Source organism: Marinobacter manganoxydans MnI7-9 (assembly GCF_000235625.1).
Classification (GTDB): domain Bacteria; phylum Pseudomonadota; class Gammaproteobacteria; order Pseudomonadales; family Oleiphilaceae; genus Marinobacter; species Marinobacter manganoxydans.
On record NZ_AGTR01000026.1, the window covers coordinates 168,631 to 177,085 of the forward strand.

6 protein-coding genes are annotated in these 8,455 nt (G+C 55.1%); all 6 read left to right on the forward strand.

Annotated elements, in window-relative coordinates; all coding sequences use genetic code 11:
- Nucleotides 1-116 precede the first annotated feature (116 nt).
- Entirely contained in the window at nucleotides 117-1,040 is a 924-nt protein-coding gene (locus KYE_RS07140) for a D-hexose-6-phosphate mutarotase (RefSeq protein ID WP_008171854.1), read from the forward strand.
- Complete coding sequence (locus KYE_RS07145) at nucleotides 1,037-1,852, forward strand: lysophospholipid acyltransferase family protein (RefSeq protein WP_008171856.1); 816 nt, start codon at nucleotides 1,037-1,039, stop codon at nucleotides 1,850-1,852. The genes KYE_RS07140 and KYE_RS07145 overlap by 4 nt, the downstream gene beginning before the upstream one ends.
- Nucleotides 1,852-2,799, forward strand: a complete 948-nt coding sequence (locus KYE_RS07150; RefSeq protein ID WP_008171858.1) for an SDR family oxidoreductase — start codon at nucleotides 1,852-1,854, stop codon at nucleotides 2,797-2,799. Before KYE_RS07145 ends, KYE_RS07150 begins: the two co-directional genes overlap by 1 nt.
- 83 nt (nucleotides 2,800-2,882) lie before the next feature.
- Nucleotides 2,883-5,018 (forward strand): XrtA/PEP-CTERM system histidine kinase PrsK, encoded by a 2,136-nt coding sequence (gene prsK / locus KYE_RS07155; RefSeq protein WP_008171861.1) that lies wholly within the window; start codon nucleotides 2,883-2,885, stop codon nucleotides 5,016-5,018.
- Between the two features lie 102 nt (nucleotides 5,019-5,120).
- The gene (gene prsR, locus KYE_RS07160; RefSeq protein WP_039881894.1) at nucleotides 5,121-6,494 is read left to right on the forward strand and encodes a PEP-CTERM-box response regulator transcription factor; all 1,374 of its coding nucleotides are present in this window, start codon (nucleotides 5,121-5,123) and stop codon (nucleotides 6,492-6,494) included.
- Nucleotides 6,495-6,548: 54 nt separating this feature from the next.
- On the forward strand, nucleotides 6,549-8,455 hold a 1,907-nt coding region (locus KYE_RS07165; protein ID WP_008171865.1), incomplete at its 3' end, for a tetratricopeptide repeat protein.

Sequence of the window (8,455 nt, forward strand, 5' to 3'; positions counted from 1 at the left end):
GCAGGCCTCGTACTGAATTTGAACGTATTTTAGGCGCAATTCTCGCCGCAGCGGCAGTTTTAATTTACTCTCTGTGTAGGCAAATACACTTAACCGGTTTCACTCAGTAGCTAACCATGTCAGAAAGCAGTAACAGGCCACCGCTCTCACTTTCGCCGGGCCAGTGGTCCTTCACGCGCTGGAAAACGATCGGGCAACTGGAAGCTCTTGAGGTCCACCATCCTTTGTTCCAGGCCACCGTGTTTATTCAGGGCGCTCATCTGGCAAGCTTCAAACCTCAGAACGAATCTGACTGGCTCTGGATGAGCCCAGCGGCCCGGTACGAACCCGGTCGAGCCATCCGCGGCGGCATCCCCCTGTGCTGGCCCTGGTTTGGCCATCCGGCCCGCAACGCGCCGGAAGTGCGGAAACGCATCCAGACCGACCAAGCCCACGGGTTTGCCCGTACCGCGCTCTGGAAGCTGGAAGATGTCCGGGAGAACGCCCACGAGGTGGAAATCAGCCTGTCCCTGGATGCCAATGAAGATTTCAGTGATGTCTGGATTGGGCATGCGCTCGCCCTGCTCACCTTCAGCTTCTCCATCCGCGGATGCCAACTGGCTTTGACGACCACGAACCTGGGGAACGATCCGCTGGCCTTTACCCAGGCGCTCCATACTTATTTGCCGACCAGCGACATAACCCGCACTCGAGTGCTGGGCCTCGGAAACAGCCAGTACATCGACACCCTGGATAACTGGGAATACCGCAACCAGGAAGGCCCTGTGTATTTCGACGGCGAAACCGACCGCATCTACGAGAGCGGCGAACCCCTTACGGTTGTGACACCCCGAACTGGCCGCAAGCTCTCAGCCGTAGGCAGTGACTCAACGGTGGTCTGGAACCCCGGCCCAGCCAAGGCGGCCAAGCTATCGGATTTTCCCGAGTCGGCCTGGCAGTCCATGCTGTGCGTCGAAACCGCCAATGCAGCCAGCGATTATCGGGTGCTTAATAACGGGCAAAGCCACACATTAGGCGTATTCATTGGAAGGAAATCATGAGCCTGGCATCGTTTCTGAAATCCCGACTCGTTCCCGCGGAACTGGATCAACATATCAATCGCATCCGCAAACCCATCGGGAGCCTGGGTTACGACCCCTGGGGTTACAACAACGAAGCCATGAAGTACGGGCTTTCGCTCACCAAACAGATTTACGAAAAGTACTTCCGGGTACAAGCGCACGGGGTGGAAAACATTCCCGCCGAGGGGCCGGTGCTCATTATTGCCAATCACAGTGGCCAGCTTCCTATCGACGGCCTGCTGATTGGCTATGCCCTTGCTTCGCGGGAAAAAGATGCCCGCATTCCAAGGGCCATGATTGAACGCTTTTTTCCAACCGTGCCCTGGCTGGGCAATTTGCTGAATGAAGTTGGCGCTGTACTTGGAGACCCAGTCAACTGCGCCAAAATGCTCGCGAATAACGAAGCCGTGATTGTTTTCCCCGAAGGCATTCGAGGTTCGGGCAAGCTTTACCACGACCGCTACCAGCTCAAACGGTTTGGCAACGGATTCATGCACCTGGCCATGAAATACAAGGCGCCGATCGTGCCCGTGGGTGTGGTGGGTTGCGAGGAAACCATCCCGGCCATCGCTAACATAAAGCCCCTGGCAAAAGCCCTGGGCATTCCCTACGCCCCGGTGGCCATGCCCGTGGTTCTGCCGGCGAAGGTACACCTGAACTTCGGAGCCCCGATGTACTTCGACGACCTGGAAATTCCCGAAGAAAAGGTCACCGAACGCGTAGAGAAGGTCAAGGCGGAAATCAGCCGGTTGATCGACAAGGGATTGAGCGAAAGGAAAAGGCTTTTCTGATGAGCGAACAACGCAGACCGCACATTCTGATCACCGGTGCCGCCGGTGCCCTCGCCCAGAAAGTTATCGAACAGCTTCGGGATACCTGCGACCTGGTCGCGGTGGATTTCCGTGAACAGGTCTACCTGGGCGACGACATCCCCAGCTACTGCATCGATTTCAACAAGCGGGTGTTCGAGGATCTGTTCCGGCGCTATGAGTTCGATGGCGTGATCCACATGGGCCGGATCATGTCCAGCCAGCTCACCCGCATGCGGCGCTACAACGCCAATGTGCTCGGCACCCAGAAGCTTCTGGACCTGAGCCACAAGTACGGCATCAAACGAGTGGTCGTGCTTTCAACGTTCCATGTTTACGGAGCGGTGGCCTACAATCCCGCACTAATCGACGAAGCGGCGCCCCTCAAGAGCGCAGGGCTCAGCGCCGACCTGATCGACTCCGTGGAACTGGAGAACCTGGCCAACATCTACCTGTGGCGCTACCCGGAACTGAACATCACCATCCTGCGCCCCTGCAACATCGTGGGCCCTGGCGTACGCAACACCATCAGCACATTGCTGGCCAGCGAACGCGCACCCGTGTTGGCGGGCTTTTCGCCCATGATGCAGTTTATCCACATCGATGACATGGCCGATGCCATTGTGCTTGCGTATAAAAAACCGACACGTGGCGTGTACAACGTGGCCCCGCAGGACTGGGTGGCCTATCAGCACGCGCTCAAGCTCTGTGGCTGCAAGCGAATCCAGGTGCCCTCCATTCCGCCCATGGTTCCGAAGATGATACTCGGCACCTTGAAACTGAAGAGCTTTCCGTCCTATCTGATGGCGTTCTTCAAATACCCGGTGGTGATTGACGGGCGGGCGTTTGCTAATGAGTTCGGATTTGAGCCGAAGCGGCCGCTGAAGGAGATTTTCCGGTTTTATCGGGAGAACAAGAGGCCGCTTTAGTCAACAGTAGCTACATTAGTTACGCTGGAGTTTAAACAAGACTATTCTTTAGACAGGGATTTCTTCTTTCGGGGTGCCAAGGCATGTTTAGCAACATGGACGTACTCAGCTACTCGCTGGCAGCGATTACGTTCGGTCTACTGGCCATGCTGGTAGCCACTCGCTATTTGCGTCGCGGCGTCGATCGGGCGCTCGCGTTCGCAGCTGCTGTAACTGCAATCTGGGCAGCGTCACTTGTCAGCCAAAGCCTTTGGGGATACCCGGGGTTCAATCTCCGTTACCTCATTGAACTGTTACGGGACGCTTCCTGGATTTACTTGCTATTCGCGCTATTAAAAGATGGGCTCCGCGAAAGCAAACTCACTGGAAAAGTAAGACAAGTCATCGGCGCGACCGCAGCAACACTGCTTGTTGTTCTGGTGGGGATTGGACTCGCAGAGCACTTTGCACAGATCAACATAGCTACCGGCAAAGTCAAGCTTCTCGGTCAGGTTGGTATTTCCCTACTCGGTTTGTCCCTGGTCGAGCAGATCTGGCGTAACTCCCCAAGTTTCGGCCGCTCCAGCATAAAATATATATGCATAGGCGTTGCCACGATTTTTGCCTTCGATTTTTTCATGTATGCCGACGCCCTGTTGTTCGGCCAGGTCGCCGACTCATTCTGGAACGCCCGTGGCTTTGTAAACGCTCTACTCACGCCGCTATTCGCCGTCAACGTCATCAATACTCGCAAACAACCGATAGACTTTCATCTGTCACGGTCAGCTGTCTTTCACGCCGGCACACTCATTTTCGCTGGGGGTTACCTCCTGTTCCTGGCACTGGGGGGCTACTACGTACGCGTCATTGGGGGTGACTGGGGAGACGCGCTCCAAGTCCTGTTTTTTACGATTTCACTGGTATTCCTGGTCACACTTCTGCTTTCGCGCCGAATACGCTCCAAACTCATGGTGCTTATCAGTCAGAACTTCTTTGACTACAAATACGACTACCGGGAAGAGTGGCTAAAAATGACTCGGGAACTCGCAGACCTGAGTGATGAGCCGCCATTACCTCAGCGTGTAATCCGCATGCTGGCGGGTTTAGTTGAGAGCAATTCCGGTGCGATCTGGCTAATTGGTGAACAGGACGCCTACATCCTCAAGGCGGCCGTCAACCTTTCTGTACCTAAACACACCATGATCGATAACGATTCGGAATTGGTGCGCTTTTTTCAGAATCGCGAGTGGATTGTCGACCTCCATGAGTACAAAGTAGATCCCGTCAGTTACAACCTTCTAGAAATACCTGATGCAATCTCAAAGACGCCCGACGGCTGGCTAATAATCCCTCTTTACTTAGGCAACGAGCTCTATGGCATGGCATTGGTTGGCAACCCCTACGCCCGGGTGGAATTGAATTGGGAGAATTTTGATCTGATCAAAGTGGTTGCGCGCCAAACTACCAACCTGTTGGCCCAAGCCGATGCGCAGAATCGCCTTTCCCGTGCCATGCAGTTTGAAGCGGTCAGCAAAGCCTCGGCGTTTATGGTCCACGACCTGAAAACGGTTATCGCCCAGCTATCCTTGCTCGTGAAAAATGCCCCGAAACACAGGAATAACCCGGCGTTCATAGATGACATGATCAACACCACTGAACATGCCGTCCGCAAGATGTCGAACCTGGTCGACCATATACGCAAACCCGCCGCCGAAAACGACAGCCAACAAATACCCATCAACCTTACGCAACTGGTGCAGGACCTGATCGCTCATCATCAACACCGGCTGCCTGCACCGAATCTTGAGGGCAGCCCCCCGCAGGTAATGATCAGAGCGGATTCTGAGCAGCTCCGCAGTGTTCTCGGGCATCTTATCCAGAATGCCCAGGATGCAACACCGCCAGAAGGTGAAATCGCTCTGAATCTGAAAATAGCCAAAGGTAACGTGGTGCTGTTCATTCAGGACACAGGCAGTGGAATGACAGAAGAATTTATCAAAGGCCAACTCTTCAAACCCTTTGAAAGTACCAAGGGGCTGACTGGCATGGGCATTGGCGCTTACCAGGCCAGAGAATACATCCAGAAAATTGGCGGCAACATTGATGTTACCAGTGAACCCGGGCTTGGCTCCTGCTTTTCGGTCAGGATTCCCCTGGCGGAAGCGAAGCTGACACAGCTCCCGGAAATGCCATTCCGGTCAGTTTCTGGCGCTGAGAGCCCCACCGAAAACGCCAATTAGTTGCCGCCTCAGACGAGTACCGAAAACCGGCATTGCAAAGTGTCAATGTTCAGTTAAGAATCAATAATAAGGAAACTTCCGAAAAAAGGACTTGGTGCTGTTGTGACTAGAAAACTCTTGATCGTAGAGGATGATCCAGGCCTGCAGAGCCAGATGCGCTGGTGTTTCAGTGAAGACCTTGAGGTAACCGTGGCGTCGGAACGTGAGTCAGCTCTGGCGGCTTTGAGAAGAGAAGAACCCGATGTGGTCACTCTAGACCTTGGCCTACCGCCTGATCCGGGTGGCGCCTCCGAAGGCTTCAAGCTCCTTGAAGAAATCCTCCGCCTTTCCCCGATGACCAAAGTGGTAGTGGTAACCGGGCGTGAGGACAAAGAGAATGCAGTAAAAGCCGTCGGCATGGGCGCTTCCGACTTCTATCAGAAACCCCTGGACGCAGATATCCTCACGTTCGTTGTTAACCGGGCTTTCCGGCTGGCCGAACTCGAACGGGAGAACCGGGAACTGGCCCGCAGGGGCAATAACGCCAACATCAAAGGTATTGTTGCTGCCAGCCCACAGATGCTGGCCATATGCCGGACTCTTGAGAAAGTCGCCCCCACAGACGTAACAACCCTCATAACCGGGGAAACCGGAACCGGCAAGGAACTTCTCGCCCGGGCCATCCACGATCTGAGCCCTCGCGTCGACAAGCCCTTTGCCGCGATTAACTGCGCCGCTATTCCTGAAAACCTTCTGGAGAGCGAACTTTTTGGTTTCGAAAAGGGTTCGTTCACCGGCGCGACCCAGGCCAAAAAAGGCAAAATAGAGAGCGCCAATGGCGGCACCCTGTTCCTGGACGAGATTGGCGACATGCCCATGGCCCTGCAGGCCAAGTTACTTCGCTTTCTTCAGGAACGCGTTGTCGACCGGGTTGGGTCGGTCAATCCGATCCCCGTGGACGTTCGTGTTGTCTGTGCAACTCACCGCGACGTGCGGCAACTGATCGACAGCGGCGAGTTCCGGGAAGACCTTTATTACCGAATCAGTGAAATTACACTGGACGTCCCGGCGGTGCGGGAACGTGAGGGGGATGCCCTTGTGATTGCCCAATCGTTACTGAAATCCCTGGGCAAAAACATGGACAGGCCTAACCTCGCGTTCAGCGAGGACGCAATAAACGCCATCAACACCTATGCCTGGCCCGGCAACGTGCGAGAAATGATCAACAAAATCAAACGAGCCACCATTATGGCCGACGGCAAACGAGTAACAGCCGATGACCTGGAACTGACCTGCGAAGAACCGGCAGCCCCCAGCCACATTAATCTTCGTCAGGTGAGAGAACGGGCAGAACGCCAGGCCATTAACCAGGCTTTGCATACTACGGGCTTTAATATGGCACAGGCAGCGAGACTTCTTGGTATTACGCGCCCTACCCTGTACAACCTCACCGACAAATACCAGATAGACACATCAGCCGAAGCACCCGGGGTGTAAACGAAACCGACGGTCACGAGGTTTGCTCGAACAAGTTCAAGGAGTCAAAAAATAATGAAATCATGGAAACAGACGCCCAAATCCCTGCCACGCCTGCTGTTGCTAAGTGCGCTTGCGCTGCCGCTGCCATTCATCATGACCGGTTGCAATAACAGCCCTGATTCGTCGGAAGCCACGTCCCATATTTCCCGGGCAGAAACCTATGCTGACCAGGGCCAATATCGTTCGGCATTGCTGGAGGTTCGCAACGCCATCCAGACAGACCCAAACAATGTTGAACACATCGTACGACTGGCTGAACTGTATCTTGATATCGGGGCCTACGAACAGGCGTCCGAACTCCTGCAGCCCTGGCTGGAAGAGCATACTGAATCGGTTGCCCTCACCCTTGCAAGAGCCTACGTAAATCAACGCAAGCAATTATCGGCAACGGAAACCCTGGCAACTTACACGCCCGGCTCCCCCGAAGAGCAGCTCGAAGCATCGCTAATCCGGGCAGAAGCACTCAGGCTTTCGGGAGAAGTTCCCGAAGCGCTGGCCCTGTTCAGAAACCTCTCCGATAGCAACAGCTCAAACGTGAAGGCCATTACTGGTCTCGCCAGAAGCCATCTCGACATGAACCAGACAGGCCAGGCGATTGAAGCGGTTGAGCAGTGGGTAGCCGCCAATGGAAAACATCCTGCCCCACTGTACTGGAAAGGCGTTGCGCAATACCGCGAAAATCAACTGGAGGTTGCCTCTGAAACCCTCACAGATGCCGTTACCGTCATCCCAACTACCGATGTTTTCTTACCAATCCGCCGAGATATCCTTACTTCCTTGTCCCGGGTGCTGACAGAGCAAGGTAAGATTACCGAGGCACAGGTATATAACAGAATACTGGCGGAAAACCTGGATACCGGCGCACAGGAACAGGGAAATGCGGTGATAGCTGCCATCAGGGATGGCAACATCGAGGAAGCCAAAGCCACCCTCAGGGACATGCTCAAGCTTGATCCGGACAACGAGCAAGTGGCCCTTATGCTGGGCGCTCTGACTGCCGGCACGGGAGATCTGGAGGAAGGCACGCGCCTACTGACAGAAAACCTGGACCCGGAAACCACCCCCACCCAGTTTATTCGCGCGGCCACCATGGCTCAGATTGACGCTGGCGACCGTGAACAGGCACTTCGGGATCTGGACCGGGCAATCAAAGCAAGGCCAAACGACAATGACTTGCTTGCCATGCACGGCATTCTCGCGCTGAGCCTCCCGGAGCACGAAGAAGCGGGCGTGGCCAGTCTCAGCAAAGCGATCAGTAACGAACCTGAGCGGGTTCGTCTGAGACTCGCTCTTGCCCAACATCATATCCGGAAAAACCAGCCCGAACAGGCGCTGGGGCAGCTGCGAATGGCGTTTACCGCAAACCCCGCAGACTGGAATACCACTGGCACCTACCTGAACCTGCTGATTCAGCAAGGTGAAACGACTGAGGCCGAAGAAATTCGGGACTCCTTGCTAAATGGCTACGGTGATCAACCCCGAGCGGTGCTTCTGGCCAGCATGGCCGATGCCCGCATGGGCAACCTCGCTGAAGCAACCCAGCGCCTGGAATCCCTGGTGAGCGAAGACCCTCAGCTGCAGGCACCAAAAATCGCCCTTGCCATGCTCTATACGCAGAATGGTGAAAATGACAAGGCCATTACACAGCTGTTGGATGCTGCCAGGATCACACCAGACGCTATCCAGCCCCTCCAGCAAGCTGGCCAGATTTACGCTCAAAACCATTCCCTTGCAGAACTGGAGCAATGGCTTGTCGGAATCGGTGAGGAAAACCCGGAGCTCGCTCAAAATGCAGATACTCTCGCGGCACTTGTTAATATCCGCGAGGGCGATCTCCAGGCAGCTCGCTCCCGACTTGATGGTTGGCAGGACAGCGAATCAGTGACGGTTCGCCGCGCAACCGCGCAGCTCCTTCAGGC